Consider the following 26384-nt stretch of genomic DNA (forward strand, 5'->3'; position numbering starts at 1 on the left):
GGCGGACCTGCACAATCTCACCTGAACTGGAAGAGAGGCCCCGCCGTTTCCATGAAGTCCGCCGACAAAGGCTCGCATCCGTCCTTCGATGTCTGGAATGCCGGCCTTGGTGCCGCGGCGGCCGCGATCGGCTCGCGCGGATTTGCCGATGCGCTGGCGGCGGCGCTGCGGCTGCTGACGCCCTTCCAGATGATGAACGGTTTTCTCTATTCGCCGGATGGCCGCGCCTTCGACCTCTACAATGAGAAGATCGTCGCAGAGCGCTCGATCATCGTCGACCGCTACCTTGCCGGCGCTTATGTGCTGGACCCGTTCTACGACGCGGTTCGCGGCGACGGCGCCGAGCGCATGATCGTGATGCGGGAGTTGGCGCCCGACGATTTCGCGCACACCGAATATTATCGGCGACACTACGCCACCACCGAGATCGGCGACGAGATCGGTTTCGTGCTGAAGCTGGAGAACGGTTTTGCCGGCGTGCTGTCGCTGTCGCGGACCGGTGCGGCGCCGGTCTTCGCCGAGGACGAGCTGGAGCGCCTGAGGTCCGCCGCGCCCATTGTCTGCGCGCTCGCTGCGCGGCACTGGTATCATGTTCCCGGCCTCTCGCTCGACATCAAGAACGCCGCCCCGGCGGCGCGGATCGAGCATCCGCTGCTGACCCGGCGCGAGCTCGAAATCGTCACGCTGATCCTCAAGGGACATTCCAACCTCTCGCTCGCCGCCGTCCTGTCGCTGTCGCCCAACACGGTAAAAGTCCATCGCCGGCAGATCTATTCGAAGCTTGCCATTTCCAGCCAGGCCGAACTCTTCCGGCTGTTTTTGGCCTAGGCCCAAACGCAATGAATCGCTCGGCACCGGTGAGTTATGAATCGCACTTTCGGGCCGGGAGTGGCCAATGAGTAGCTCGCAGATGGAACGATATGTCTGGGCCTCTGTCCTGTATTACGCCGTGGCCGTGGTTGCCTCGGTGCTTCTTCTCGCCGCGGTCATGAGCGATCTCGGTGTTCTCTGGAGCATGCTTGCCCTATTTGGCTACGTTGCGTTGATCGTATCTCTTCAGATATGGCGACGCAGAAGACATTCGCGAAGTATCTATCAACTGGAATTGGCCAAACGGGATGCCGGCTTTTCTGATTCCTAACAACGAGATGGAGCGGCGGCCTGCACCGATGTGAGAAGGCCGCCGCCCGTCCTTATTCGGCGAAATCCATCTCGGGCGGCGCGACCTGGAAGAAGCTGGTGAGGTAGGCGAGATAGACGATGCCGACTGTTAGCCAGACCAGGCCGAGCACCTTGGCGTTCTCGTCGAGATTCCACAGCAGGAAGAGGTCGCAGACCGCGGCGAGCGCCGGGACGATCAGGCCGATCAGCACGCCGAGCGGACGCACCTGCTGGTCGCGCTTGAGATAGAGCGCGATCACCGAGACGTTGACGGCGGTAAATGCAAGGAAGGCGCCGAAATTGATGAAGGATGTCGAGGTGGTGACGTCCATCGTCAGCGCCGCGAGCCCGACCACGCCGACCAGGATCAAATTGAGGATCGGCGTGTGCCATTTCGGATGCAGATTGCCGAAGAAGGAGACCGGCAGCACGGTGTCGCGCCCCATGGCGTAGAGCAGCCGGCCGACGCTGGCCTGCGCGGCAAGGCCGGAGGTGAACTGCGCCACGACCAGCGTCGCCAGGAAGATGGTGACGAACAGGTCGCCGCCGATTGCCTTGGCGATTTCGGTGGCGGCGGCGTCGACCGAGACGAAGTCCATGCCGGGATGGGCGAGCTGCGTGATGTAGGCCGAGGCGATGAAGATCACGCCACCGGCGAGCGCGATGATCAGGATCGCCTTCGGCATGGTGCGCCTGGGATCCCTGGTCTCCTCGGTCAGCGTCGACACCGCGTCGAAGCCGAGGAAGGAATAGGCGGCGATGGCCGCACCCGCGACCGAAGCCGAGAACGGCACGCCGGTCTTGAAGAAGGGCGTGACCGAGACGAGGCCGCCGGGGCCGTTCAGCGCCACGACATAGCGGGCGGCGAGCACCAGGAAGGCGACGAGCACGCCGAGCTGCACCAGCATCAGGATGAAATTGACGCGGTTGGCGAAGGCGATGCCGACGACATTGACCACGGTCGTCACCGCGATGAAGCCGACGATCCACAGCCAGGTCGGAACCGCGGGGAAGGCCGAGGCGAGATAGGCGGCACCGATCAGCCAGATCACCATCGGCAGGAAGAAATAGTCGAGCAGCACCGCCCAGCCGACGAGGAAGCCGATGCTGGGGCTGATCGAGCGGCGGGCATAGGTATAGGCCGAGCCGGCAACGGGATAGACGCGCGCCATGACGCCGTAGCTGATGGCGGTGAGCAGGATGGCAGCCGCCGCCACGAGATAGGCCATCGCGGTGGTGCCCTGGCTGGCCGCGGCCAGCGCGCCAAAGGTGCCGAAGACGATCATCGGCGTCATGTAGGCCAGGCCGAAGAGCACGACGGACCAGAGTCCGAGCGCGCGGTCGAGTTTGATTGTGTCTTGCATTGTTCCGCCTCCGGGGAGCTTGTTTGCGATGCTTTTCCGGAGGCCGGCTGGCGCCTGGAGATCAGGCGTTGGCGAAGGGCTTCCGGTTGCATTTCTCGAAGTTGAGGCGAAACATGACTTAGCCGGCGCAAGGCGGCCATAACCCCAAGGGATTATGCGGAGTGGTGAGGGGAGGCGGCGTTTGGATGGCTATGGATCGATTGAAGAATGGGCGTCACCCTACGTGATTGCCCCGCCGAAGACGCTAAAGCAGCCGCAGCCGCTGGTCGATCAACTGGAACAACCGCTCATCATCAACCTCGGTGATGACATGCACCGGCTGGCCGTCGCCGTTTTCGACCACCCGGGTGCGGCCATAGGCGCCGGCTTGATCGCATTCGACCTCGATCACCGCGTCAACGCCCTCGAACAGAGTCGGGTCGATCAGGAACGCCGTCACGCAGGGGTCGTGCAAAGCGGGATCGCCGCTGCCATAGCGGCGCATCATGGCGATGGCGGTCTGCATGATCGGGCTGGCGTCGCGCTCGAGCTGGTCGAAGCGCGCCTTGGTCAGCGTCGCGTGGCGGGTCACGTCGAGGCCGAACATGGTCATCGGAATGCCTGATGACAGCACCACCTGCGCGGCATGCGGGTCGATCCAGATGTTGAATTCGGCATCGGTCGCGGTGTTGCCCGGACTGAAGGCGGCACCGCCCATGAAGACTATGGCCTTGATCTTGGTCGCGATGGACGGCTCCTTGATGAGCGCCAGCGCGATGTTGGTCATCGGGCCGATCGGGCAGAGCGTGATCTCACCCGGTTCGCGCAGGATGGCATCGATGATGAAATCCACCGCATGCTGGCTCTCAGCCTCATGCGTGGCATCTGGCATGCCGAGGTCGCCAAGGCCGTCGGTGCCGTGCACCGAGGCGCCGCGCTGCACGCGCGGCAGGATGATCGGCCTGCTGCAGCCGGCGTAAACCGGAATGTCCTGGCGGCTGGCCATGGCGGTGATGCGCAGCGCATTGCGGGTGGTCAGCGGCAGCGAGACGTTGCCGATGACCGTCGTGATGCCGACGATCTCGATCTCGCCGGGCGAGGCAAAGGCCAGAAGCAGCGCGATGGCGTCGTCGACGCCGGGGTCGCAATCGATGATGATCTTGCTCTTGGCCATGCGTGATAAGTCCATTCTCTTGGTACTGGTAAAAGCGGGCCACCCCGGCGGAGCGGCCCTTGTCTTGACGACCGCTGCTACTTCAGCAGTTCGTTGGTGTAATATTTCGAGGCGGGGAGGACTTCCTTGATCTGGTCGGTGTCCTTCAGCGCCTGGGCGATCGGCAGCCAGTTCTTGTCTTCCTGCATCATGTAGCCGGTGTCGCCCTTCATCAGCGCTGCGGTCAGTTTCCATCCGGAGAGGTTGTAGGCGAGGCTGCCGCCTTCCGGATACGCCTTGGTGAACATTTCGGCGGCTTCGTCGGGATGGTCGGCGGCCCATTCGGTTCCCTTGATGGTGGCGCGCGTCCACTTCTTGGCGATGTCGCCGTGGTCGGCCAGATAGGCGGTCGACGCCGTGTAGGTCCAGACCGGCACGTCGGGCGCGCCGGCGGCCGTGCCGACGAGGCTGGTCGGGTCCTTCTTCAAGGTCTCCTGCACCTGCGGCACCAGATAGTTTTCCGTGTTGGTGGCGATGTCGATCTTGCCGGCGAGCAGCAGATTGGTGTCGGAATCCTGCGCGATGATCAGTTTGACGTCGTCCTCGGTCAGCTTGGCGGCCTTGAGCACGAAGGGCATCATCGCCTTGGTCCAGGAGTCGGTGTAGATGGCGATCGACTTGCCCTTCAGATTGTCGAGCGAGAGCGGCTCGCCGGGGCGGCCGAACAGGCCCCAATTGTTGCTCTTGGTGTAGAGGCCGATCGAGGTGATGGGGATGCCCTGGGCAGCGCCGAAGACGACGTCGGTGGTGGCCTCGAAGCCGATCTCGGCCTGGCCGACGGCAAGCAGCCGCGCCGTGGTCTGCGAGTCCGGCGGGAAGATGACATCGACCTTGATGCCCTCGGCTTCATAAAAGCCCTTCTGCTGGGCGACCAGCGTCGGGATCAGCTCGAAATCGGCGCTCGCCCAGTCATAGACGAAGCGGACGGTGGTGAGGTCTGAGGCGCTGGCCGGAGCCGCGCCGAAGGCGGTTCCGAGGGCCAGCAGGCCAACGGTCGCCGAGATCATCCTAGTGTAAGCACTGTGCATTGCATTCCCCTTTTTGGTTGTTGTCGACTGGTTGGAAATTGGTGGCAAAATCACGCTGCGACGCTGGCCTGCGCCGGCTTCCATTGCGCCCAGGCCGGTGCGGTGGAGCGGGAGCGCCAAGGCGTCATCAGCACTTCGAGCCCGAAGACGAGCAGGAAGGAGCCGACGCCGATGACGGTGAGAAGCAGCATCGCTGCGTAGACGCCGGCCGTGTTCATCTGCGCGTTGGCGGTGAGCAGATAGGTGCCGAGGCCCTGTTTGGACGACGCCGTCCATTCGCCGATGACCGCACCGGTCACCGCATAGGTGGCGCCGATCTTGAGGCCGGAAAACAGCGGGCCGATACAGGCCGGTAGCTTGACGATGGCGAAGGTGCGCAAGGACCCGCCGCCCATCAGGCGGGCGAGGTTCAGCATATCGCGGTCGACCGAGGCGAGACCGTCGAGCACGTTGACGACGACCGGGAAGAACACGATCCAGGCGACGATGATCAGCTTGGGCATCAGGCCGAAGCCGAAGATGATGACCAGAGGGGCAGCGATGGCGACGATCGGCACGGCCTGCGAAATGATCAAGGCCGGCATGACCAGCCGCTGAACGACACGGATCTGCCCCATGGCAAGCGCGAGCACGAAGCCGATCAGCGCGCCGATGACATAGCCGATCGCGGTCTCATACAGCGTTTGGCCGGTAAGCACCGACAGCCGCGGCCAGTTGTCGAACAGCGTCTGGAATGCCTGGGCCGGCGGCGGGATGACATAGGCGGGAAGTCCGGAGACCCAGACCAGCACCTGCCAGGTGACCAGGATCAGCACCATGGCCACGACCCAGATCAAGAACGGCCCCGCTGCTGCCCCAAACCGTGTGTTCATTCGAGTGGTCCCCATGCGCTTCAGTGATAGAGGTGCTGCATGATCTGCCGCTTCAGGCCGACAAAAATGTCGGTCGTCAGCACTTCCAGCGGCCGGGGCCTGGGCAGGTCGACGGTGAGGATTTCGGCGATGCGGCCGGGGCGCGGCGTCATCACCACGATGCGGTCGGCGAGATAGATCGCCTCGTCGACATCATGGGTGACGAACAGGACGGTGCGCTTGAGGTCGCGCCAGAGCTGCAGCAGCCATTGCTGCATGCCAAGCCGCGTCTGCGCGTCGAGCGCACCGAACGGCTCGTCGAGCAGCATCACCTGGCGGCCGGCGGCGATGGTGCGCATCATGGCGACGCGCTGCCGCATGCCGCCCGACAGCGCGTGCGGATAATGGTTGAGGAAGTCGCCGAGGCCGTAGCGGCTGGCCAGTTCGGCCGCCTCGGCCCGATCCCGCGTGGTGGCGCCGCGCGTCAGCGACGCTGCCAGAGTGATGTTGCCGAGCACGGTGCGCCAGGGCAGCATCAGATCCTTCTGCAGCATGTAGCCGACCTGGCCCGGCCGGCTGGAGACATCGTGGCCGTCGAGCACGATCTTTCCCGACGTCGCCTTGAGCAGACCCGAAACGACGTTGAACAGCGTGCTCTTGCCGCAGCCGGAGGCGCCCAGGATGCAGACGAATTCGCCGTCCGAGATGTCGAGGCTGACATCGCTGAGAGCAGTGACGGAACCGAAGCGGACGTTGAGATTCTCGATTGATAGCTTTGTCGGAGCGGATTGCTGCGATCCGACTGTGCCGGTTGACTTCAACGCCTCCGGCATTCAGCAATCCTCGCGAAGCAGGCTGGCTCGAAAGTGCATAGATCCTCCCGTCCGGCGTCACACAAGCCTGCGCCGGGCAGGCCTGCTCATCGCCAGAAAACAGCGTTGAATTAACATAGGTAAACGTTTACCTAGATGTTTTCCGGCTGGTTGTCAAATCGACGGCAGAGGCTGTGGATGACGCGACCTGTTTGTTGGGATCGCGATCCGTGCTAGTCGCGTGGCGATGTAGCGATGGCGGCTAACAACAGGCCATTGTTCGTCGAAAGGCGAGGGACTGTGGCAACAACGATCAAGGATATCGCCCGGCTGGCTGGCGTGACGGCGGCAACCGTTTCAAAGGTCCTGAACCGGAAGGACCAGTCGATCGGCGAGCAGACCCGCGAAAAGATCTGGTCGCTGGTCAAGGAACTCAACTACACGCCGAACTCGATTGCCCGCTCGCTGATCACCCGCAGTTCGCGCGTCATCGGCGTCATTGTGCCGGACATCCTCAACGCCTATTTCACCGAGCTGGTGCGCGCCTGCGACCATGCCGCGCGCGAGCGCGGCTATTCGACGATCCTGTGCAATTCAGACTCCGACCCTGAAAAGGAGGCGGCGCATCTGACCTTCCTCGCCAGCCACGGCGTCGATGGCATCGTGCTCGCCGCAAGCGACCTCATTCCGGAGGCCGACCTGGTGGAGCGGCTCAGGATTCCGGTGGTCTCGATGGACCGGGAAATTCCGGACCTCGATTGCCTGGCCGCGCGCATCGATACGGATTACGAGCAGGGTGCTTTCCTGTCGGCGCGTCATTTGATTGAGGCCGGACACACGCGCATCGCCTTTGTCAGCGGCAATCCCTTGGCCTCGAACACCAAAATCAGGCGGGCGGGGTACGAGCGGGCGCATCGCGAGGCCGGGCTGCCGGTCGATCCCGACCTGATCGAGTGCGGCGCGTTCAACCATAGGTTCGGGCTGGTGGCCACCCGCACGCTGCTCGACCGCACCAGCTTCTCGGCCATGTGCTGCATGAGCGATATGCTGGCGATGGGGGCTACGGTGGCGCTGCGCGAACGCGGCTTGAGCGTTCCCGAGGACTGCGCGGTGATGGGCTTCGACAACATCTACATCGCGCCGCTGCTGGTGCGGCCTCTGTCGACGATCGAACGCCGCATTTCCGAGGCCGGCGCCCTGGCGATCGGCGCGCTCATCGATTTTCTCGACGACCCCTCACATCCGCGCCGGACGGTGCTGATGGAACCGACGGTGATCCTGCGCGAGACGACCTAGTCAGCCGGCAGGTTCGCCGCGTCCCTCGGTCGACGCACCGTTTTTCGAATGGGACAGCGCGGCACTGCCTCAGCGGTTTGGAAGCTACTTTCTGCATTTGCGCGAATATTGAGAGATGACTCGCGAAGGCGAAGGCGGCGGCAGCGGATTCCGCATCCTGTTCGCTCTCGATGCCATCGAGATTGCCGCTATCTGTTTGTTCGAGCATGATCTTTCCGAAATCAGCCCATCTTGTCGGTGGTCCGATAGCTAAAATTTTTTGGAATTACTTTGAACAGACTTTTGGATTCAAATGGATTCGGGTCTCGTTCGAGCATATACTCTCCATGCTAAACAAAGGGGGAGACGATGGCTCGAATTCGGCGAAACGTCTGGAGTCTTGCGCAGCCCTGGGATCCTGTTTTGCTGTGGTATGCTCGTGGCGTGCAGGCCCTTAAGGCGCGGCCGTTCCCGGACGTCACCAGTTGGCGATATCTTGCCGCTATCCATGGTATCGAAGAACAGATCTGGCGTGAGTTCGGCTGGCTCAAGCCTGCCGAGCAATTGCCGCAGACGCCTGAATTCAAGAACCAGGATCAAGGCCAGTGTCAGCATCATGGCTGGTATTTCGTTCCCTGGCACCGCGGCTATCTCGCGGCTTTTGAAGCCATTGTTCGCGCTGCCATCGCGAAATTGCCCGGCGCGCCGGCGGACTGGGCGCTGCCTTACTGGGACTACAACAGCAAGGCCGTCGCCAATCCTCGCGCTCTTCCTGAAGCCTTCGCAAAGAACGTCTGGCCCGATGGCGGCGACAATCCGCTGTTTGACAAACGACGCTACGGCCGCGGCGACGGCGTGGTGGTCATCCGGCCACAGGACGTGGATACCAAGACCGCGCTGACCGATGGGCAGTTCGAGGGCGTCACCAACGGTTCACCCGGCTTTGGCGGTGTGCGCACGCCGTTCCAGCATGACGCCGATCGCGATCATGAAGGCTGGCTCGAGCAGGTGCCGCATGATGTGGTGCACGGGCGAGTGGGCGGAAGCCAAGCCGGCCAAGATCCAAACGACTGGCGTTTCGCGGGCCTCATGTCGATGCCGGAGACGGCAGGGCTCGATCCCATCTTCTGGCTGCACCATGCCAATATCGACCGGCTGTGGGAGGTCTGGCGCAAGCGTGACGCACGTCACAAGAACCCGACTCTCTCCTCATGGCTCAATGGCCCGGCGGGGCGGCACAAGTTCATTCTTCCGCAGCCCGATGGAACGCGCAAACGATTTGCGCCGAAAGATATGCTCGACACAACCGCACCAGGGCTCAACTATGTCTATGAAGACACCAGTGATCCCTTTGCCGGGCAACAGCGCCTCGGCCTCAGGCTGAAAACGCTGAGTGTGATGATACCGGGCGCCCAAGGCGCTGCAGGTCCGGAGGTCAGTTCCGTGGCGAAAAAGCCCATCGTCGAATTGCTTGGCGCCAACGCCAAGGCCGTCACGCTCTCCAACGCGCCGACGTCAACGACAATCAAGGTCGACAAGCCGACCGCCCGCAAAGTCACCAACAGCTTCAAGCTGAACGAGTTCGCGGCACGGTCCGTCCCGGAGCCCGACCGCGTGTTTCTCAATCTGGAGAATATCACGAGCGACAACAACGCCGCCGTGTTCGACGTCTATGTCGGGCTGCCCGAAGGCGCCGACCCGGCGGCGCATCCCGACAACCGGGCAGGGGTGGTGTCGCTGTTTGGAGCGCGCGCCGCGACGAACATGGCCAAACCGCATGGCGGTTCGGGAATGACGAAAGTGCTGGAGATCACCGATACAATCGACCGGCTGCATCTGTCCGGCAATGCCGACCTCAGCAACCTGTCCGTACTGTTCGTGCCGGTCAGTTCAGTCGGAGCGGGAGGGGTCTCGATCAAGCGCGTGAGCATCTATCGTCAGTCGAGCTGATGCTGAGACAATGGCTACAGGCACGGGGTTTCGGCCCGCTCGGGCTTCTGCTCTGGAGCGTCAGCCTGTGTGCATGGCTGCTGATTGTTGGGGGTGACCGGCTTCATGTCGTGCTGCCGCTGCTGTGCGGCGGTCCGTCCAACGCCACAATTCCTCAAGGCGTGTTCGCTCTCGACTTCGCGATACAAACAGTCGGCTGGCCGGCGCTTGCTGGTGGATCGGTGCTGATGGTGGTCGCGATGATGGCGCCGGCGCTCGCCGGACCGTTTCTGCATTTGTGGTATCGCTCCCTGTCACGGCATCGCTGGCGAGCGATCCTGCTCTTCATCGCCGGCTACCTGTCGATCTGGACGGTCGTCTGTGTGTTCCTGATCTTGACGGCCTACCTCCTGCACGGCTCGACGGGCTCGGAACTGGGCGCCGGGCTGGTGGTTGCCGCGACAGGCCTGGCCTGGCAGGTCAGTCCAGCACGGGCACGTTGCCTTGCCCGATGTCACTTGCGTCCACGGCTGTCGATCTTCGGCGTCGCGGCGTTCACCGATCCGCTGCTGTTCGGCCTCACCTTGGCCTGCTGGTGCGTGGCGACCTGCTGGGCACTGATGCTTTTGCCGCTCTGCCTTGCCGATGCCCATTTGCCGTTGATGGCAGCGGGCGCACTTCTCGTCGCCATCGAACGGACCAAGCAATCGAGGCCCGGCCGATCGGGTCTGGTCTTTCGATAGACGTGGCGGCTTTGCCCCTGGGCGATGATCGATGGAAGGAAATTGGCGCCGACGACCACAGAGCGCTTTGCTGTTCCGCGCAATCCGGCTCCAAGGGCAAGGGCAAGCCTCGGAGGGAGGCGGCAGTACGTGGCATGCCGGCTGTCAGCGCCGTAATTTGAGTTTTTGCCATTCCGCAGTGCGTTCTCGATGGGTCTCCCAAAAAAGAAAATTGTCGAAGACAAAGCTGTCTTCTTCGGGGAAGTCCTTCCTGACCTCCTGAATTTTCCCGGCGGCGCGCAGGCTGCGAATGATGTCCAGCCCCCGGGTCGCTCGCCTCAGGCTGGACTCGTTCAAGAAGTCGTTGCTGAGGGGATTGCGGAATTTGGGTTCGAGGCCGCCCGCTCCAGACTCAACCAGCCGGGAAAACTGTTCGAATATTTCGGCGGATGTCAGGATTGCCCACCGCATGGCCGTCACCCGGACGTAAAGATTGAGGTCCAGCAGACATTTCGCCATGCCGTCGGCAATCGTGTCATCGTAGCATCCGGAACTTATCACGTAGTCGATGAAAGCACGTCGGCAATTGGAAAGCGGGTCGTCGACAAGCTCCATCGCTGAAACCTTCAATCCATCGACACCGCCCACTTCCCCGAGGTAGTAGGCGCCAAGAAGCCGCTCACTGGATTTTTCAGATCGCAGCAGGTCGACGAGAAACTCCAGATCGGATCCTCGTCTCCATCTCTCGATGAGTTCTTCCCCGAGTCTGTAGTTCAATTCGGCATCGTCGTTGCCGTTATTCACCTCTTGCATCTCGTGTTTCACCTTTTGCATCAGGATGGCGGTCGGTTCGTTCGATACGTCTCTCTCCATTTTGTTGGTCACCCTCGTTTTACCGGCAATCACCCGGCATCCATTTGCTTCAGCAAATCCAACAGCATCGGGCGCTGCCCTACAAGGATCTTGACCTCGGCCTCGGCCAGGGTGAACCAGCCGGCCCTGTCGACCTCCGGAAACGCTTTCATCGACCCGGATCGCGGTGGCCATTCCATGGTGAAGCTGTTGCTCTTGATCGTGGTCACATCGATCTCGGTATGCGCTTCGACCGACCAGGCGATGACGATCTTGCCGCCCGGCTGCTTGTAGTCGCCGAGGCGCGCGAAAGGGCCGTCGACGGTGATGCCGAGCTCTTCCGCGGTCTCGCGCTGTGCAGCCGCCAGTTCGTCCTCGCCCTCGTCGACGAGGCCTTTCGGGATCGACCAGGCGCCATCGTCCTTCTTCGCCCAGAAGGGGCCGCCGGGATGAACCAGAAGCACCCTGAGTTCGCCGCCGCTTCGACGATAAATCAGCAGGCCCGCACTGCGTTTTGCCATGATTGCATGTCCGTTTGCGGTAGTGGTGCGAGTCGGCCGATTCTGCAGGGATCATGGGCGCCGAACTTGCACCGGGAAATTGCGACGCTATGTCAGATGCATCCGGATTGCACCTCACCCGCGAGTTCGGCAATCTGTTAGCGTCGTTTCTGGGGCGAGTCGAAAATCAGTTGGGGCATCGGGAATGCAACTCGGTCTGATCGGCTACTACAGCGATTTCGTGGTCTATCCCTTAGTGATCGCCCTCCTGGGCGTGGCCGGGCTGATTGAGGCCGGGGAAGAGAGCGCGCCGGAATGGATCGGCACGGTGCTGATCTGTCTCGTTCTGTGGACGTTGATCGAATATGTCCTGCACCGGTTCGTCCTGCATCACGTGCCCTACATCAGGGATCTGCACGACCGTCATCACGTCGAGGAGCGCAGTCCGGTGGGCACGCCGACCTGGCTCAGTCTCGGCGTGCATGCGTTGATCGCATTGCCCGTCTGGCTACTCTCGGATTTCGCGACCGCCAGCGCGGTCGGCTGTGGGCTGATGCTGGGCTATCTCTGGTACATCAGTGTTCACCACATGATCCACCACTGGCATCCCGCCCATCCCAGCTATCTCTACACGCTCAAACGCCGCCACGCGGTGCACCACCATATCGACGACAACGCCAATTTCGGCGTGACGTCGCTGCTCTGGGACAGGATTTTCGGCACGGCGCGGCTTTGAGCCGTAGGGCAGAGGGCAGTAGGGCAGTAGGGCAGTAGGGCAGTCGTTCAGCGCCGCCTGCCGCGACCGGCGGGAGACTTGGCGCCGCGCGGGCCACTCTGCACCGGCGTGTTGTTCTGGTTTTCTTCGGACAGTTTGCGCCAGCGGGCAAGACGCTCCGAATCGAGCGTGCCGGCCTTGATGGCCGCGTGCACCGCACAGCCCGGCTCATGCACATGCGTGCAGTCGCGGAATTTGCACAGCGGGGCAAGCTCGGTGATCTCGGCAAACAGCGTGTCGATGCCGTAGCCGACGTCGCTGACCTGCAGCGTGCGCATGCCCGGCGTGTCGATCACCCAGCCGCCACCGGCAATGGCATGCAGCGACCGCGCCGTGGTGGTGTGGCGTCCCTTGGCATCGTGTTCGCGAATGGCTCCGGTCTGCTGTGGCGATTGCTGCGCCGATCCGGCCAATGTGTTGACCAGTGTCGATTTGCCGACGCCGGAGGACCCGATCAGCGCCACCGTCTGCTCCGTGCCGCACCAGGCGGCGAGCGCGGTCGCGGCATCCGATGTGCGCGGGTTCAGCGTCACCACGGCCAGGCCGCGCTGCAGTGCGGCGGCTTGGATTTGGTAGGCCTCGGCGTCTTCAGCCGTGTCGGCCTTGGTCAGTAGGATCACCGGTGTCGTTCCGGCCTCGTTGGCCAGCGCCAGATAGCGCTCGAGCCGGGCGATGTTGAAGTCGGCATTGCAAGAGGTGACGATGAACAGCGTGTCGACATTGGCCGCGGCCAGCTGTGGCACCCTTCCACCCTGGGTGCGGCGTTCCAGCACCGTCTTGCGGGTCAGGCGACGCTTCACAAGCTGATCATGCGGCTCGACCAGCACCCAGTCGCCGACGGCGTAGTCGCCGGTGTTCGCATTCGCCGGCAGCGCTAGATCCATTTGCCCTGACTGAGACATGCCGCTCAGGCGATCGCGGTGCACCATGGCAATGCGGACCGGGATGAGGTTTGCCTCGCCCGGCTCAAGCTGATCGTCGAAGAAATCCGACCAGCCAAGACCGGCAAGCGATAGTGAAGGGGCGGGGGAGGAGGCCGTCAAGGCTTCGACCAAGGGTACGGCGTCGCTGACATCGGACAGTATCTCTGGCAAGAAGAGGTGTGGCGTGGACAACGCCTTTCGGGGGCGATCCGCCCACGCTGTTGTATGGGCGGCATGGTGAGATTTGGCAAGCATTTCACGGCGAGAGGGCCGGGCTCACCCGTCAGCGACCTCGATTGTCGCGATGATCACCAGGCGAGCCTCAGGACAAGAAGCCGCTCGCCAGGCCGGAGTCCGCATTTTCTTGACAAGCCGCGCTGGCCGGATGTTACTGCCGCCAGCCGCTTGGGCTGGGGGACTTTGCCGTGAAGAAGACATATCAGAAGCCGGTGCTGGTGAAGCGCGAAATGCTGTCCGCCGTGACCGCCGCGCCTGCCACGTCCGGGCGTTGATCCGGAAGCCGTAGGGCGAGGGGGCTGACGCTTCCCGCGCTCACAATTCCTTTTCCGCCAATTCCCTGAATTCGTCGGGCACGGAGCGCGCCGCCTCCAGCGCCACCGTGCCATAACCGACGGCCTGCTTGCCAAAACGCTCGCGGATCTTGTCGATGGCGCGGTCGGCGCCGAAGCGGGCGAGGCCTTGTCTGCTGCCGGGGCGACGCTTCTCGTCGGCGAGGCCAAGCGGCAGATCGAGCTGCAGCTCGACACTTTCCTCGAGATGCGAGACCGAGATCGCCAGCAGCGAGATCGTCTTCTCTCCGGGATGGTCGGCGAGCACGCCGCGCACCAGGTCGCCAGCGACCTCGGCCAGCATGGTCGTCGCCGAAATCGGCTGATCCAGCGTGATCGACCGCGTCACGGTGCTGAGATCGGCAAAGCGCACGCGCACCGTCACCGTGCGACCGGGCCGCGCCTTGGCGCGCAGCCGGCTGGCGACGCGGTCGGCCAGATGCAGCAAGGTCGGCACGATCACCCGCGCCACGGCCGGCTTCTGCCCAAGCGCCGATTGCGCGCCGGCCGATTGCGCCCGCCGCCTGGTCTCCAGTTTTATCGGGTCGCGGTTCCATGACAGGGCGGCGAGCTTTTCGCCGGCGGCGGGCCCGAGCAGCCTGGTCAGTGCGCCGCTATGCGTCCTCGCCAATTGGCCGATGGTCTCGACGCCGATCTCGGCCAGCCGCGCCCTGGTCGCCGGCCCGACGCCCCACATCAGGCCGACCGGTAAATCGTGCAGGAAGGCGAGCTCCGTGCCGGGATCGACCACCACCAACCCGTCGGGCTTGGCGACCTGCGAGGCGATCTTGGCCAGATGCTTGGTGCGGGCCACGCCGATCGAGATCGGCAGGCCGAGTTCGGCCCGCACGCGGCGGCGGATGGCCGTGGCGATCTCCTGTGGCGAGCCGAACAGATGGGTGCAGCCGGCGACATCGGCAAAGGCCTCGTCGATGGAAATGCGTTCGACCACCGGCGTGAAATCGTCGAGCACCTTTATCGCCGCGTCGCCCAGCCGCTGGTAGTGGCTGAAATTCCCGCCGACGAAGATCAGCTGCGGGCAAAGCTCGCGTGCCTTGCGCCCCGGCATGCCGCCACGCACGCCAAAGGCGCGAGCTTCATAGGAAGCGGCCAACACCACGCCGCCGCCGACGGCAATCGGCTTGCCGCGCAGCGACGGGTCGAGCAACTGCTCGACCGAGGCATAGAAGGCATCGAGATCGGCATGCAGGATGGTGGCTGTCGTTTCCATCCGGCTGCATATCCACGGTTGCTGATGGATTAGAACGAATAGAGAACATAACGCGTACAGCTGTCAAGCGGTATGTCCGCGTTCGGCTGTATCATCTGCGCTCTTCCCGCGAAAACTGCACAGCCAAATGTCGAATCGCGGTTTTCAACAACGTCCTAGAGACGGGCAACGAGGCTGCAGCATACGCCTGAGTGCGTAAGGAGGACGACATGACCGACCACATCAACGCGCCTTACTCGGAGTGGTTTGAAGCGCACAAATCGCATCTCAAGAAAGAAAAGGCGTTGACGCGCCAGCGTCAACAGCTCGCGGCGGAGCGGCGGGCACTGCCGTGGCTGCGCATCGACAAGCCCTACGTTTTCGATACGAGCGAGGGAAAGAGATCGCTGGCCGATCTGTTTGCCGGCCGCAGCCAGCTGATCGTCTATCACTTCATGTTTCCGCCCAATGCGGATTATCGCTGCACCGGCTGTTCATTCCTTTGCGACCACATCGACGCCGCCAACCAGCATCTCAGGCATCACGACGTCTCCCTGGTCGTCTGCGCGCGTGCACCGCTCGCCGAGCTCATGGATTTCAAGGCGCGGATGAACTGGCAGTTCGACTGGGTTTCGTCGTTCGGGAGCGATTTCAATTTCGACTTCCAGGTGTCGTTCACCGAGGACCAGATCAGTTCGGGCAAGGTGCTCTTCAATTTCGAAGAGGTCGCGATGACAGGCAGGGATCGCGGTGGCGCGACCGTTTTCTACCGGGATGACGACGGCAAGATCTATTGCACTTTCCAGGTGCGGAGCCGGGGCGGCGAGAACCTGATCGGGACCTACAGCTATCTCGACCTCACGCCCATCGGCCGCAATGAAAACGGGCCATCGCATACGCTGGGCGATTGGGTCCGCCTTCACGATGAGTATGATGATCGCTGATGATCCGCCGCGCAGTTGGGCAAAGCCCACCTCGGGGCATCTTTCAGAACTTCGGTGATCAAGCGTTCGCCAGATGCTCCGCCCGCAGCGCCGCCTTGATCGGCTCCAGCGCCGGTTCGCCGCCGGCCGCCAGCTCGTCGGCGATGCGGGCGAGCTGATCGTCGGCCTTGCGGTGCTTGCTGCCCCAGGCGCCGAGCGTGGCCAGCACCGGCAACAGGTCGATGCCGGCCTCGGTCAACCGGTAGATCGCCTTCAGCCCATGGCTCGGATCGTCGCTGCGGGTGAGGATGCCTTCGTCCTGCAGCGTCTGCAGGCGCTCGGCCAGCGTGCGCGAGGAGATGCCTTCATCCGACTGCAGGAATTCGCGAAAATGCTTTTTCCCGGCGAAGACCAGGTCGCGGATGATGAGCAGCGTCCAGCGGTCGCCGAGCAGTTCCAGCGACAGGCTGATGGGGCAGCCGGATCTTTCGCGCGTCGACATGTCTATGGTTCCATTTTTAAATCACTTTACTCTTGACATCATTTTTCCCGCACGTCAATGGTTCCAAAAGTAAACTAATTCCCCTTGAACCGGACAAACGAGGAGACGACGATGAAAAAGCTGATCCTGCAGATGCAGATGTCGGTCGACGGTTTTGTCGGGGCGAGCGAGGACCATCGCTGGCAGCTCTGGGAATGGGGCGACAACATCGGTTGGGACGAGGACCTAAAGCGCGATTTCAACACCGTCTTCGCCGGCATCGATACCATCCTGCTCAGCCGCAAGATGGCCGAGGAGGGCTATCTCACCCATTGGGGTAACGCGGCGAAGAAGTTTCCCCACGACCCGTTCTACGCCTTCGCCCAGCGTATCGTGGAGGCCCGGAAGGTGGTGCCGAGCGACAGGCTGAAGGCTTCGCGATGGGAACGCACGACGGTGGTGAGCGGCGACCTGCCGCGCGAAGTCGAGGCGCTGAAGGCGGGCGAGGGGGCTGATATCGCCGTCTTCGGCGGCGCCGGCTTCGCCTCCTCCTTGATCGCCGCCGGGCTGGTCGACGAGTTCCAGCTGTTCGTCAACCCGGCGGTGCTGGGCGCGGGACGCCGCATCTTCGACCAGGGCGGTTTTCAGAACCTCCGGCTGGTCGGTTCGAAGGCCTATGGCTGCGGCATGGTGATCAACCGCTACGCTCCGGCGAGGTGACCGCAGCGTGGCAAAGGCATCGTGCCGATAAAAACTGTTTGGGCAGAATCCTTTGCCCTCGTCTCCTCGTCTTCAAGGTGCGGTCGCCGTCGTGGCGGGCGCGGCAATCCCAGATGGAGATGATGATGATCCTGGTGACGGGCGCCACCGGCCTGAACGGCAAAGCGATCGTGCGCGAGCTCGCGCGGCAGAAGCATGAGGTGAGGGCGCTGGTGCGCGATCCCGACCGGGTGTCCGTGGCAGGGCTTGGCGGGCTTGCCGGCGTTGAACTGGTCGGGGGCGACATGCGCCGGGCGGACACGCTGGGCGCCGCACTCAATGGCATCGACCGTGTGCTGATGATTTCGACCGCGGCCGAAGACATGACGGAAACGCAGTGCCGATTCATCGATAGCTGCAAGCAGGCCGGTGTCGCGCATGTGATAAAATTCTCCGGTGCCGAATCCAACATCGGCTATGACGCGACGAAGTTCCGCTTCACCCGCATGCATGAGGAGGTCGAGCGCTATCTGGAAGGGGCCGGCATGGCATGGACGCATCTGCGCCCCAGCCAGTTCATGCAGGTCTACCTGCGCGACGCGCCGACCATTGCCGCCGAGGGCGCATTATATCTCGCGCTCGGCGAGACCGAACTGTCGCCGGTCGATGTCGAGGATATTGCCAAGGTGGCCTTCCGGCTGCTGCGCGACGGTGGCCATGAAGGCGAGAGCCTCGATATGACCGGGCCGGAGGCGCTGACGATGAGCGCTATCGCGGCGCTGATATCGCAAGCGATCGGCAAGCCGGTTCGCTATGTCGATGTCAGCCCCGCAGAGCGGCGGCGCAAGCTGCTGGCCGGCGGTGTTCCGGCCGGCTTCGCCGATGCGCTGGACGAACAACTGGCCGAGCGGTTGCGACGACCGAAATCGCGGGTGCATCTGGCCACGCACGACATGTTCGGCGTGCGGCCGACGCCGTTCCTCGAATTCGCCCAACGCCACGCCGCGATGTTTCGGGGAGAGGGTTAGACGGGTCCCGGAAAAATCATCCGCGGGCGGCGTATCCTTTTTATCAGCCCGTCCGTCTCTGCTTCTCGAAAGGTCGCGCGGTCCGCGATCCGTAACCCCAGGAGAGCATCATGGCGAGCATTGAGAGCGAAGCAAACAGGAACCATTACGCGGCGATCGCCGCCAATGCGGGCAAGATGGCCAGTCCGCAGGCCTTCGTCGATTTCAGCGACAGCAGTTGGACGGCGCTGACCGGCGAACCCGGCGGCGTCGATTATATCGAGGTGGATGCCGGCGGCGTGCCGGCCCTATGGGTCGTGCCGAAGGGCGCCGACGACCGGCGCGTGCTGTTTTATGCGCATGGCGGCGGCTTCCTCGGCGGCTCGATCTACACCCATCGCAAGCTGGTCGGCCATCTGGCCAAGGCCGTCGGCTGCCGGGCCTTGCTCTATGGCTATCCCCTGGCGAACCAGGGCAAGTATCCGGCCCAGCTCGAAGCGGCGATGGCAGCCTGGAACTGGCTCATCGACCAGGGTTTCGATACCAGGCTTATTGCGCTGGCCGCAGATTCCTGCGGCGCGGTGCTGACCTATGGCGTCCTGCAGCGGCTGCGCGCGCAAGGTCGGCCGCTGCCGGTCGCCACGGTGATGATGTCCGGCTGGTTCGACATGGCGCTGACCGCTGCCAGCTACGAAACCAACCGCGAAAAGGATCCTTTCTTCGCCAAGGGGGGTGTCGACTGGCTGGTGACCAACTTCATCGGCGACCGCGACCGGCTCGATCCGGAGGTCAGCCCGCTCTATGCCGATTTGAGCGGCTTTCCGCCCGTCTTCCTGCAGGTCGGCGCCGACGAGACGCTGGTCGACGAAAGCCGCATGTTCGCCGAACGCGCGCGGCAGGCTGGCGTCGAGGCGCGTCTCGACGTCTTCGACGACATGCTGCACTCCTTCCAGATGATGGCCGGCAAGGCGCCGGAAGCCGACGATGCGATCGGCCGCTTCGCCGCCTGGGTGCGGCCGAGGCTGGGCCTGCCGGATGCTGGCGACAATGTCGCCGACAACAGGGCGGCGTGACCATGGGCCGGCTTGTGGATGCGCGGCGCTTGCGCGATGCTGTGGCAACGCCGAGCGACGTGCCGCGATGAACCAGCAGATCCGCAATTCCAGTGAAACGAGGCAAGGCATGGAGCCACGCCTCGCCCCCGAAGGCCTGTTCGACCTGCGCTACCGGGCGTTCCTGGAAACGGTCTCGCATTTGCGCGTCCGCCTGCACCGCTATTGCGCGCGCATGACCGGTTCGGCGCTCGACGGCGAAGACATCATGCAGGAGGCTTTGTTCGAGGCTTATCGCAAGATCGGGCTGCTCGACGATGCGCAGGCCTTGCGACCGTGGCTGTTCCGCATCGCTCACAATCGCTGCATCGACTTCATTCGTAACCGCCGCACGCGGCTCAAGGCCGAGGCAGGCTATGCCGGGGATGAGATCGCGCTGCCCGTCGAGCCCGCCGGCCCGGGCGCCGGCCGCGCCATCGAGCGGCTGGTGGTGCACTTGCCGCCGAAGGAGCGCGCCTGCGTGCTGCTCAAGGATGTCTTCGACCATTCGCTCGACGAGATCGCCGACCTGGTCGGCTCGACAACCGGTGGCGTCAAATCGGCGCTCAATCGCGGCCGCGCCAAGCTCGCCGCTCTACCGGCGCAGCCGGCTGGGGCAGCCGCACACGATCCCGAACTGGAGCGGCTGCTCGGCCGCTATGTCGAACTCTTCAATGCCAGGGACTGGGACGGGGTGCGGGCGCTGACCAGCGCCGATGCCCGGCTGCGGGTTTCGGACTGCTACAATGGCCTGCTCTCCCGCTCGCCCTATTTCGTCGAATATGAGCGCGGCGAGCCCTGGCGCATGCGGCCAGATGCGATCGAAGGGGGGGCGGTGCTGGTCGTCGACAGGCGGCGTGGCGGGGAATGGCGGCCGGCCTATCTCGTGCGGATACATGCGCAGGGCGGCGTTATCGATCGCATCGCCGACTATTATGCGTGCCCCTGGATCCTGGACATGATCGCCGCCGACGCAGGATGAAGCGCTGTTCTTTCCTTCTCCCCTTGTGGGAGAAGGTGGATCGGCGCGCAGCGCCGAGACGGTTGAGGGGTGTTCCAGCGGAGTGAGGCGTTGGCGTTCCCTGGAACACCCCTCATCCGACCTCGCTTCGCGAGGCCACCTTCTCCCACAAGGGGAGAAGGGAAAGCCCCCATCGAGCGGTCGTTACTTCGAGAGGAAATCGGCGATGAGCTTGACCGTGGCGTCCGGGTTTTCCTCCATGATCCAATGGCCGGATGCGGGCACGATGGCGCCGGTCACGTCCGCCGCGACGAAGCGCAGGATGTCGGCCTGTGTCGTGCCTGCCGATTTCTCCGCGCCGACTGCCAGCACCGGCATGGGCAATTTGCCGCCGGTGGCAAGCATCGCCTGGTTGTCGATGGCGTCCTGGTCGAATGCCTTGAACTGCTCGAAGGCGTCATGCATGGCATGCGGCCGCGCATAGAGTTTCGCGTAGTGGACGCGCGTCGCCTCGTCGATCTTCTTCGGGTCGGCCGACAGTTCGTTGTAGAAGCGGTCGAGATAGATGCGCTCGCGGCCCGCGACCAGCCGCTCCATGTCGGGGCCGCGGAAGTTGAAGTGCCAGAGCAGCGGGCTTTGCTTGATCTTGTCCCAGTCGCCTATGCCCGGCAGCGGTGCGTCGATGACGACCCATTTCGTGATGCGCTTGGGATATTGCGCGGCCAGCGCATAGCCGACCATGTTGCCGATGTCGTGCGTCACCAGGTCGGCCTTGTCGATCTTCAGCGCGTCCATCACGCCGGCGATGTCGGCCGCCTGGCTCTTCTTGGTGTAGCCGCTGTCCGGATGCGCCGAAAGGCCCATGCCGCGCAGGTCCGGCACGATCACCGTGTGATCCTTCATCAGCTTTATCGCGGCCTGCGCCCACATGTCGCCGGTATCGGCGAAGCCGTGCAGCAGCACGACAGCGGGTCCTTGTCCGCCAACGCGCACATAAAGCTTGGTGCCGTTGGTCTCGATCGACTGCGTCTTGAAGCCGGTCGGAAACGGGGTCACGCGCGCGGAGGCCGGAGCGGCGAGTGACAACAGACCGAGCACGATAACCAAAGAACGAAACATGATGCATTACCCCGAGCTTTTATTCTGCCGCCGCCATATCGCGGTCTTTTCGACTATGGCACCATGCCCTTGATTTCGTTAGGCACCGGTCGCCTGATTGTGAATTCGGGAAAACCGAACAATGCTGAAGCTTGAATCCGCCGCCGCCTTTGTCGCCGTCGCGGAATCCGGTTCGATCACCGAAGCGGCCAGGCGCATGAACCTGTCCAAGTCCGTCGTTAGCGAGCGGCTGTCGGAGCTTGAGCGCAGCCTCGGCGCAAGGCTGCTGGACCGCACCACCCGCAAGCTCTCCATCACCGCAGCGGGGCGGGGTTTTTACGAGCGCGCCAAGCGCATCATGCAGGAGGTGACCGATGCCAGCGCCGAAATCGCTGAACATCGCGGCGACCTCGCTGGACCGCTCAGGATATCGGCGCCGACAAGTTTCGGCATCCTCCATCTCGGCCCGGCGCTGTATGGCTTCCTGGCCAGGCATCCGAGGATCGAACTGACGCTTGATGTCGACGACCGTTTCGTCAACGTGGCGGCCGATGGCTACGATGCCATTGTGCGTCACGGGCCGGCCGTCGATGACGGACCTGTCATCGTCAGGAAGCTGGCTTCCAGCCGCCGCTTCCTCGTGGCCTCACCGGACTATATCGAGCGCTTCGGATTGCCCGCGACCCCCAACGAACTGAAACGCCACAAGGGCATCATCTATTCCATCCGGGGTGCCGCTGACTGGCGGTTCAAGATTTCGCGGCGGCTGGTGACGATCCGCCCGGAAACCGCGCTGCGCGTCAACAATGGGATTTTGATGCGCGACGCAGCACTTGCCGGCCTCGGCCTGGCGCTGCTCCCCGCCTACTTCATCCGGACCGAGATCGCCGACAAGCGGTTGACGGTCGTCGATGTCGGTGCCGAGCCTGAAGGGGCCAGCCTCTATATCGCCTGTCCCGAGGACAGGCGCGGATCCGCCAAACTGCGCGCACTTACCGCATGGCTACGCAATGCCTTTGGCGATCCGCCCTATTGGGAGGCGTGAGCCGGCGCTCACTTCGCGTCGTGAAAAATGATGCCGACCGTGTGACGCATGCCTGAGCGCAGGCGGCTGACGCCGTGGCGCAGATTGACGCGGTAGTTGCCCCTGGTTCCCTGCACCGGCCGGTTGTGGACGGCGAAGGCCACCGCGTCGCCCTGGCGCAACGGCACCACCTCGACCCGGCTCTGCATGCGCGGCCGCTGCTCGGTCAGCGCGAATTCGCCACCGGTGAAATCCTCACCCGGCTCGGAGAGCAGGATCGCCACCTGCAGGGGAAAGGCGAGGTCGCCATAGAGGTCCTGGTGCAGGCAGTTGAAGTCGCCGGGGACATATTGCAACAACAGCGGCGTCGGCCTGACCTGGCCGGCGGCGTGGCACTGGTCGAGAAACTCGGCATGCGTCGCGGGGTAGCGCAGGGCGATGCCCATGCGCTCGTTCCATCGGTTGGCGACCTCGGCCAGCCTTGGATAGAGCGCGCTGCGCAGGCCGCCAATGAGGTCCGGCAAGGGATAGCGGAAGTAGCGGTATTCGCCTTTGCCGAAACCGTGCCTGGCCATGTGGACATGGCTGCGGAAATGCTGCTCCTGGGGGTAGAGGCCGGCGATCCGCCGGCACTCCTCGGGCGAGAGCAGCTTTTGCATCACCGCGCAGCCGAAACCGTCGAGTTCGGCGGCCAGCGCCGGCCACTCGTAAGCGCCGACGCGTGTCTCGGCGGCTTCCACCGCAGATGCGGCAACGCTGGCATGGGCGTTCATATCTGGGCCTCCTTATCCAGCAAGGCGCGCTTGCGCTCGATGCCCCAGCGGTAGCCCGACAGCGTGCCGTCGGTTCGGACAACGCGGTGGCAGGGAATGCCGAGCGCGATGGCGTTGGCGGCGCAGGCGGTCGCCACGGCACGAGCGCCGTTCGGTTGGCCAAGGTGCCGGGCAAGCGCGGTGTAGGTGATGGTGGCGCCGCAGGGGATGGCGCGCAACACCTCCCACACACGTTGCTGGAACGGCGTGCCGTGGCGCATGTCGAGCGGCAGGTCGAGGCCTGCGCCGGGCGTTTCGATGAAGCGGGCAATCGCGGCGAGATCGTTACTCAAGGCGGCTTTGTCTTCGACCAGCACCTTGCCGAGGAAGCGGCTGGCGAGATCCTGCTCCAGCGCTTCGGCGTCGGAGCCGATCAGGATGGCGCAGACGCCGATATGGCTGCGCGCCGCCAGGACTTTACCTATCGCGGATTGGCCGATGGCGTAGGTGATGGTGTTGAGGGCGACAGCGTTGCGGGCTGTCGCCGGTATGTGGGTTTGCATGAGGTTCATTGCCTTCACTCCTTGTTGTGACTGAACCCTAGCGGTGTGCCGGTCGGCCCTCACTCCGATGCTTGCTTTCAAATTCAAATCTCGGGGTTTGAGGGGCCGACAATGCCAAGGTAAGCGCTCTACGGCGCCCCCCTCTGTCCTGCCGGACATCTCCCCCACAGGTGGGGAGATTGGCGGCTTTGGCGCCCCGCTCTTCCTGTGACGTTGAAAATTGGCGAAGGCCGTGATCACAGTCGATCTCCCCCTTTTGGGCCCAAAAGGGGGAGATGTCCGGCAGGACAGAGGGGGGCGCCGTAGAGCGCTGAGTGTGCCTATGCGACACGCGTGACGGTGGCCTCACCCAGCAGGAACACCTCCCCACTCAACAGCCGCAATTCAACCTCACCCGTCGCGGTGCGGCTCCACTCGGCCTTGCCACCATCGACCAGCTCACCGATTGCGGCCAAGACCTGCGACTTCGCGTCGATGGCGGCACCGTTGGCGATCTGGCTGTTGGCACCGGCGGCGGAAGACCTTGCCATCGTGCGCATCACCGGTCCTCGTCAGGCCCGCGAGGACCGGTAGGTCTTCGCCGACCCTTCGGCCTCGCGGTGGAGCAGCGCGCGCTTGCGCTCGGCGCCCCAGGCATAGCCGGAAAGCGCCCCGTCCTTCCGGATCACGCGGTGGCAGGGAATGGCGACCGCATGGGCGTTGGCGGCGCAGGCGGCGGCGATGGCGCGGGTTGCCTTTGGCGTGCCGATGCGCTCGGCGATCTCGGCATAGGACACCGTGCCGCCGACCGGGATGTCCCGCAGCGCCTGCCAGACGCGTTGCTGGAAGGCGGTGCCGCGCACGTCGAGGGGCAGGTCGAGACCGAGCTGTGGGGCCTCGACAAAGCCGACGACGCGGGAGACCAGCGCCTCATAGTCGCGGTCGCCGCCGATCAGCCGCGCCTTGGGGAAACGGTCCTGCAGGTCGCGCACCAGCGCGTCCGGATCGTCGCCGAGCAGGATCGAGGCGACGCCCTTGCGGCTCGACGCGACCAGTATGGCGCCGAGCGTGGTCTCGCCGACGGCGAAGCGTATGTCCTCGTTGGCGCCACCGGCGCGGTAGCGCGTCGGCGTCATGCCGAGCATGCCGGTGGACTTCTCGTAGAAGCGCCCGCTCGAATTGAAGCCGGCATCGTAGATCGCCGCCGTCACGCTGGCGCCGTCCTCGAGGCCCTGGCGGACCTTTGCGGCACGATGCGCGGCGGCATAGTCCTTCGGCGTCAGCCCGGTGATCGCCTTGAAAACGCGATGGAAATAGCCGGCGCTGCGGCCGGCGGCGTCAGCCAGTTCAGCGAGCGAGGGTTCCTCCTCGCTCTGCTCGATCCTGCGGCAGGCATCGGCAACCATCGCGGCATTGCCGACCTCCAACGAAGGCCCATCCGGATTGCAGCGCCGGCAGGCGCGAAAGCCGGTCGCCTTGGCATGAGCCAGCGTGTCGTGCAGTTGGACATTGACGGGATTGGCGCGCCGCGACGGGCAGGAAGGCCGGCAATAGACGCCGGTCGTCGCCACCGAATACCAGAATTGCCCGTCCGCCGATTTGTCGCGCGCCACGATGCGCGCCCAACGCGGGTCGTTGGTGACCGGCAGCGGGGTGGATTTCAGGTCTTTGGCCAGGGTGATGAACATGGCCGCATTGAAGCGGCGAGAAGCCGGCCCCGCCACCCGTTTCCTGCCAACTGTCAGGATGGCGCGAGCCAATGCGAGAGGCGGGCGGCTCTCCTACGCCGCGCGTTTGGGCTCGACCGCGAACGGGCTGAGCCCGAGCCAGGTCTGCATCTTCTTGCCGATCGCCTGGTCGCCGGTCAGGGAAACCTTCGCGCCGGCCTTCTCGACGGTCAGCAATCCCATCCAGATCGCCGTCATCGTGTGCAGATCGGTCGAGACGTAGAGATCGACATCGAAGCCCGGATCGTACCAGCACAGGTCGACCTCGCCGTGCTTTTCGACGATCAGCCACCATGACCGTTTGGACGCCGGCAGGTCCTGATACAGGAATTGTATCACCGTGCGTCCTTCGGGGAGCGGCGAGGGGTTCAGATTGCGCCGCATGTCCCACATCAGCAGCGACGGATCGAGGTTCTTGAGCGACAGCCGGGACTCGACCCATTTCTGTCCCCAGAAGCCCATCGCCTCGACGACAGGGCGCAAATCGCGGCCGGCCTCGGTCAGCCGGTAGTCGAAGATCCCTTTCTCGCCCTGGACCTCCTTGCGCTCGACGATCCCAGCCAGCTCGAGCTCCTTCAGCCGTTGCGACAGAAGGGTTGGCGACATCTTTGGTACGCCGCGGCGCAGATCGTTGAAGCGGGTCGAACCGGCCACCAATTCGCGCATAAGCACCATCGTCCAGCGGGTGCACAGCACCTCGGCGGCCATCGATAGCGGACAGAACTGCTTGTATCCGTGCTGGCTCATGATGGTGTTCCTCCTCGAACCCGGGCCGAACATTAGGCCTTCATGAATGAAGCGGCCAGTACGGAAACTGTACCACCCCAGTACAGATCGCGGACTGGTTGGCGAGGGTCCCGCCATGCGAGCCCTTTGGCCGGTTGCACGGGATACCCCTGTGCGCCGCAACCAGGAG

General features: G+C 63.8%; 28 protein-coding genes. 12 read left to right on the top strand and 16 right to left on the bottom strand.

What is annotated here, in order from left to right:
* Positions 1-51 precede the first annotated feature (51 nt).
* Both AC04SF_RS08250 and AC04SF_RS08255 read left to right on the top strand, forming a co-directional pair.
* A complete protein-coding gene (locus AC04SF_RS08250; protein WP_488477365.1) occupies positions 52-828 on the top strand; it encodes a helix-turn-helix transcriptional regulator in 777 nt (258 codons plus the stop codon).
* Between the two features lie 67 nt (positions 829-895).
* Positions 896-1141, top strand: a complete 246-nt coding sequence (locus AC04SF_RS08255) for a hypothetical protein (RefSeq protein ID WP_488477366.1) — start codon at positions 896-898, stop codon at positions 1139-1141.
* Between the two features lie 52 nt (positions 1142-1193).
* Here the strand turns inward: AC04SF_RS08255 and AC04SF_RS08260 are convergent, their stop codons facing one another.
* The 5 genes from AC04SF_RS08260 to AC04SF_RS08280 form a co-directional block, all read right to left on the bottom strand.
* Positions 1194-2525 (bottom strand): APC family permease, encoded by a 1332-nt coding sequence (locus AC04SF_RS08260; RefSeq protein ID WP_488477367.1) that lies wholly within the window; start codon positions 2523-2525, stop codon positions 1194-1196.
* Between the two features lie 244 nt (positions 2526-2769).
* On the bottom strand, positions 2770-3678 hold the full coding sequence (locus tag AC04SF_RS08265) for a nucleoside hydrolase (RefSeq protein WP_488477368.1): 909 nt from the start codon (positions 3676-3678) through the stop codon (positions 2770-2772).
* A 77-nt stretch (positions 3679-3755) separates the two neighbouring features.
* Positions 3756-4745 (bottom strand): ABC transporter substrate-binding protein, encoded by a 990-nt coding sequence (locus AC04SF_RS08270; protein WP_488477369.1) that lies wholly within the window; start codon positions 4743-4745, stop codon positions 3756-3758.
* Between the two features lie 50 nt (positions 4746-4795).
* Positions 4796-5617: an ABC transporter permease gene (locus tag AC04SF_RS08275; protein ID WP_488477370.1), complete on the bottom strand. Its 822-nt coding sequence runs from the start codon at positions 5615-5617 to the stop codon at positions 4796-4798.
* A gap of 20 nt (positions 5618-5637) precedes the next feature.
* On the bottom strand, positions 5638-6429 hold the full coding sequence (locus AC04SF_RS08280; RefSeq protein WP_488477371.1) for an ABC transporter ATP-binding protein: 792 nt from the start codon (positions 6427-6429) through the stop codon (positions 5638-5640).
* Positions 6430-6708: 279 nt separating this feature from the next.
* On the opposite strand from AC04SF_RS08280, the gene AC04SF_RS08285 reads away from it, so the two are divergent.
* The 3 genes from AC04SF_RS08285 to AC04SF_RS08295 all read left to right on the top strand — a co-directional run bounded on the left by AC04SF_RS08285 (position 6709) and on the right by AC04SF_RS08295 (position 10355).
* Positions 6709-7704 carry a LacI family DNA-binding transcriptional regulator gene (locus tag AC04SF_RS08285; protein WP_488477372.1) on the top strand — a complete coding sequence of 332 codons (996 nt, stop codon included), beginning with the start codon at positions 6709-6711 and terminating at the stop codon, positions 7702-7704.
* A gap of 348 nt (positions 7705-8052) precedes the next feature.
* Positions 8053-9633, top strand: coding sequence for a tyrosinase family protein (locus AC04SF_RS08290; protein WP_488477373.1), 1581 nt, complete (start codon positions 8053-8055; stop codon positions 9631-9633).
* Entirely contained in the window at positions 9633-10355 is a 723-nt protein-coding gene (locus tag AC04SF_RS08295; RefSeq protein WP_488477374.1) for a copper chaperone, read from the top strand. Before AC04SF_RS08290 ends, AC04SF_RS08295 begins: the two co-directional genes overlap by 1 nt.
* A 144-nt stretch (positions 10356-10499) precedes the next feature.
* Here AC04SF_RS08295 and AC04SF_RS08300 read toward each other — a convergent pair whose 3' ends face one another.
* Both AC04SF_RS08300 and AC04SF_RS08305 read right to left on the bottom strand, forming a co-directional pair.
* Entirely contained in the window at positions 10500-11240 is a 741-nt protein-coding gene (locus AC04SF_RS08300) for a hypothetical protein (protein ID WP_488477375.1), read from the bottom strand.
* The gene (locus AC04SF_RS08305) at positions 11237-11707 is read right to left on the bottom strand and encodes an NUDIX hydrolase (protein WP_488477376.1); all 471 of its coding nucleotides are present in this window, start codon (positions 11705-11707) and stop codon (positions 11237-11239) included. Before AC04SF_RS08305 ends, AC04SF_RS08300 begins: the two co-directional genes overlap by 4 nt.
* Before the next feature lie 184 nt (positions 11708-11891).
* On the opposite strand from AC04SF_RS08305, the gene AC04SF_RS08310 reads away from it, so the two are divergent.
* The gene (locus AC04SF_RS08310; RefSeq protein ID WP_488477377.1) at positions 11892-12422 is read left to right on the top strand and encodes a sterol desaturase family protein; all 531 of its coding nucleotides are present in this window, start codon (positions 11892-11894) and stop codon (positions 12420-12422) included.
* 47 nt (positions 12423-12469) lie between these two features.
* Here the strand turns inward: AC04SF_RS08310 and rsgA are convergent, their stop codons facing one another.
* The gene (rsgA, locus tag AC04SF_RS08315) at positions 12470-13546 is read right to left on the bottom strand and encodes a ribosome small subunit-dependent GTPase A (RefSeq protein ID WP_488477971.1); all 1077 of its coding nucleotides are present in this window, start codon (positions 13544-13546) and stop codon (positions 12470-12472) included.
* A gap of 390 nt (positions 13547-13936) precedes the next feature.
* Complete coding sequence (gene dinB, locus AC04SF_RS08320; protein WP_488477378.1) at positions 13937-15184, bottom strand: DNA polymerase IV; 1248 nt, start codon at positions 15182-15184, stop codon at positions 13937-13939.
* Positions 15185-15393: 209 nt separating this feature from the next.
* Here dinB and AC04SF_RS08325 point away from each other — a divergent pair, with 209 nt between their 5' ends.
* Positions 15394-16107, top strand: coding sequence for a DUF899 domain-containing protein (locus AC04SF_RS08325; RefSeq protein ID WP_488477379.1), 714 nt, complete (start codon positions 15394-15396; stop codon positions 16105-16107).
* 58 nt (positions 16108-16165) lie between these two features.
* On the opposite strand, the gene AC04SF_RS08330 is transcribed toward AC04SF_RS08325, so the two are convergent.
* Positions 16166-16588: a winged helix-turn-helix transcriptional regulator gene (locus AC04SF_RS08330; protein ID WP_488477380.1), complete on the bottom strand. Its 423-nt coding sequence runs from the start codon at positions 16586-16588 to the stop codon at positions 16166-16168.
* A 111-nt stretch (positions 16589-16699) separates the two neighbouring features.
* Here AC04SF_RS08330 and AC04SF_RS08335 point away from each other — a divergent pair, with 111 nt between their 5' ends.
* The 4 genes from AC04SF_RS08335 (at position 16700) to AC04SF_RS08350 (ending at position 20346) form a co-directional block, all read left to right on the top strand.
* Positions 16700-17287 carry a dihydrofolate reductase family protein gene (locus AC04SF_RS08335; protein WP_488477381.1) on the top strand — a complete coding sequence of 196 codons (588 nt, stop codon included), beginning with the start codon at positions 16700-16702 and terminating at the stop codon, positions 17285-17287.
* Between the two features lie 125 nt (positions 17288-17412).
* The gene (locus AC04SF_RS08340; protein WP_488477382.1) at positions 17413-18294 is read left to right on the top strand and encodes an SDR family oxidoreductase; all 882 of its coding nucleotides are present in this window, start codon (positions 17413-17415) and stop codon (positions 18292-18294) included.
* Between the two features lie 110 nt (positions 18295-18404).
* The gene (locus AC04SF_RS08345; RefSeq protein WP_488477383.1) at positions 18405-19346 is read left to right on the top strand and encodes an alpha/beta hydrolase; all 942 of its coding nucleotides are present in this window, start codon (positions 18405-18407) and stop codon (positions 19344-19346) included.
* Positions 19347-19413: 67 nt separating this feature from the next.
* A complete protein-coding gene (locus AC04SF_RS08350; protein ID WP_488477384.1) occupies positions 19414-20346 on the top strand; it encodes a sigma-70 family RNA polymerase sigma factor in 933 nt (310 codons plus the stop codon).
* A 183-nt stretch (positions 20347-20529) separates the two neighbouring features.
* Here AC04SF_RS08350 and AC04SF_RS08355 read toward each other — a convergent pair whose 3' ends face one another.
* Entirely contained in the window at positions 20530-21444 is a 915-nt protein-coding gene (locus AC04SF_RS08355) for an alpha/beta fold hydrolase (protein WP_488477385.1), read from the bottom strand.
* A 121-nt stretch (positions 21445-21565) separates the two neighbouring features.
* Here AC04SF_RS08355 and AC04SF_RS08360 point away from each other — a divergent pair, with 121 nt between their 5' ends.
* Positions 21566-22468 (top strand): LysR family transcriptional regulator, encoded by a 903-nt coding sequence (locus AC04SF_RS08360; RefSeq protein ID WP_488477386.1) that lies wholly within the window; start codon positions 21566-21568, stop codon positions 22466-22468.
* An 8-nt stretch (positions 22469-22476) separates the two neighbouring features.
* Here AC04SF_RS08360 and AC04SF_RS08365 read toward each other — a convergent pair whose 3' ends face one another.
* The 5 genes from AC04SF_RS08365 to AC04SF_RS08385 all read right to left on the bottom strand — a co-directional run bounded on the left by AC04SF_RS08365 (position 22477) and on the right by AC04SF_RS08385 (position 26215).
* Positions 22477-23220, bottom strand: coding sequence for a 2OG-Fe(II) oxygenase (locus AC04SF_RS08365; protein WP_488477387.1), 744 nt, complete (start codon positions 23218-23220; stop codon positions 22477-22479).
* Positions 23217-23771 (bottom strand): methylated-DNA--[protein]-cysteine S-methyltransferase, encoded by a 555-nt coding sequence (locus AC04SF_RS08370; RefSeq protein ID WP_488477388.1) that lies wholly within the window; start codon positions 23769-23771, stop codon positions 23217-23219. The genes AC04SF_RS08365 and AC04SF_RS08370 overlap by 4 nt, the downstream gene beginning before the upstream one ends.
* 311 nt (positions 23772-24082) lie before the next feature.
* Complete coding sequence (locus AC04SF_RS08375) at positions 24083-24292, bottom strand: hypothetical protein (protein WP_488477389.1); 210 nt, start codon at positions 24290-24292, stop codon at positions 24083-24085.
* A 21-nt stretch (positions 24293-24313) separates the two neighbouring features.
* Complete coding sequence (ada, locus tag AC04SF_RS08380) at positions 24314-25429, bottom strand: bifunctional DNA-binding transcriptional regulator/O6-methylguanine-DNA methyltransferase Ada (protein WP_488477390.1); 1116 nt, start codon at positions 25427-25429, stop codon at positions 24314-24316.
* 93 nt (positions 25430-25522) lie between these two features.
* Positions 25523-26215: a winged helix-turn-helix transcriptional regulator gene (locus AC04SF_RS08385; RefSeq protein WP_488477391.1), complete on the bottom strand. Its 693-nt coding sequence runs from the start codon at positions 26213-26215 to the stop codon at positions 25523-25525.
* Positions 26216-26384 lie beyond the last annotated feature (169 nt).

The organism is Mesorhizobium sp. CNPSo 4671 (assembly GCF_057784245.1).

Excerpts from the sequence above, each read along its gene's own strand:
- AC04SF_RS08250 (WP_488477365.1), top strand. The coding sequence starts at position 52 with ATGAAGTCCGCCGACAAAGGCTCGCATCCGTCCTTCGATGTCTGGAAT.
- AC04SF_RS08255 (WP_488477366.1), top strand. The coding sequence starts at position 896 with ATGAGTAGCTCGCAGATGGAACGATATGTCTGGGCCTCTGTCCTGTAT.
- AC04SF_RS08260 (WP_488477367.1), bottom strand. The coding sequence starts at position 2,525 with ATGCAAGACACAATCAAACTCGACCGCGCGCTCGGACTCTGGTCCGTC.
- AC04SF_RS08265 (WP_488477368.1), bottom strand. The coding sequence starts at position 3,678 with ATGGCCAAGAGCAAGATCATCATCGATTGCGACCCCGGCGTCGACGAC.
- AC04SF_RS08270 (WP_488477369.1), bottom strand. The coding sequence starts at position 4,745 with ATGCACAGTGCTTACACTAGGATGATCTCGGCGACCGTTGGCCTGCTG.
- AC04SF_RS08275 (WP_488477370.1), bottom strand. The coding sequence starts at position 5,617 with ATGAACACACGGTTTGGGGCAGCAGCGGGGCCGTTCTTGATCTGGGTC.
- AC04SF_RS08280 (WP_488477371.1), bottom strand. The coding sequence starts at position 6,429 with ATGCCGGAGGCGTTGAAGTCAACCGGCACAGTCGGATCGCAGCAATCC.
- AC04SF_RS08290 (WP_488477373.1), top strand. The coding sequence starts at position 8,053 with ATGGCTCGAATTCGGCGAAACGTCTGGAGTCTTGCGCAGCCCTGGGAT.
- AC04SF_RS08295 (WP_488477374.1), top strand. The coding sequence starts at position 9,633 with ATGCTGAGACAATGGCTACAGGCACGGGGTTTCGGCCCGCTCGGGCTT.
- AC04SF_RS08305 (WP_488477376.1), bottom strand. The coding sequence starts at position 11,707 with ATGGCAAAACGCAGTGCGGGCCTGCTGATTTATCGTCGAAGCGGCGGC.
- AC04SF_RS08310 (WP_488477377.1), top strand. The coding sequence starts at position 11,892 with ATGCAACTCGGTCTGATCGGCTACTACAGCGATTTCGTGGTCTATCCC.
- dinB (WP_488477378.1), bottom strand. The coding sequence starts at position 15,184 with ATGGAAACGACAGCCACCATCCTGCATGCCGATCTCGATGCCTTCTAT.
- AC04SF_RS08325 (WP_488477379.1), top strand. The coding sequence starts at position 15,394 with ATGACCGACCACATCAACGCGCCTTACTCGGAGTGGTTTGAAGCGCAC.
- AC04SF_RS08330 (WP_488477380.1), bottom strand. The coding sequence starts at position 16,588 with ATGTCGACGCGCGAAAGATCCGGCTGCCCCATCAGCCTGTCGCTGGAA.
- AC04SF_RS08335 (WP_488477381.1), top strand. The coding sequence starts at position 16,700 with ATGAAAAAGCTGATCCTGCAGATGCAGATGTCGGTCGACGGTTTTGTC.
- AC04SF_RS08340 (WP_488477382.1), top strand. The coding sequence starts at position 17,413 with ATGATCCTGGTGACGGGCGCCACCGGCCTGAACGGCAAAGCGATCGTG.
- AC04SF_RS08345 (WP_488477383.1), top strand. The coding sequence starts at position 18,405 with ATGGCGAGCATTGAGAGCGAAGCAAACAGGAACCATTACGCGGCGATC.
- AC04SF_RS08350 (WP_488477384.1), top strand. The coding sequence starts at position 19,414 with ATGAACCAGCAGATCCGCAATTCCAGTGAAACGAGGCAAGGCATGGAG.
- AC04SF_RS08355 (WP_488477385.1), bottom strand. The coding sequence starts at position 21,444 with ATGTTTCGTTCTTTGGTTATCGTGCTCGGTCTGTTGTCACTCGCCGCT.
- AC04SF_RS08360 (WP_488477386.1), top strand. The coding sequence starts at position 21,566 with ATGCTGAAGCTTGAATCCGCCGCCGCCTTTGTCGCCGTCGCGGAATCC.
- AC04SF_RS08365 (WP_488477387.1), bottom strand. The coding sequence starts at position 23,220 with ATGAACGCCCATGCCAGCGTTGCCGCATCTGCGGTGGAAGCCGCCGAG.
- AC04SF_RS08370 (WP_488477388.1), bottom strand. The coding sequence starts at position 23,771 with ATGAACCTCATGCAAACCCACATACCGGCGACAGCCCGCAACGCTGTC.
- AC04SF_RS08375 (WP_488477389.1), bottom strand. The coding sequence starts at position 24,292 with ATGGCAAGGTCTTCCGCCGCCGGTGCCAACAGCCAGATCGCCAACGGT.
- ada (WP_488477390.1), bottom strand. The coding sequence starts at position 25,429 with ATGTTCATCACCCTGGCCAAAGACCTGAAATCCACCCCGCTGCCGGTC.
- AC04SF_RS08385 (WP_488477391.1), bottom strand. The coding sequence starts at position 26,215 with ATGAGCCAGCACGGATACAAGCAGTTCTGTCCGCTATCGATGGCCGCC.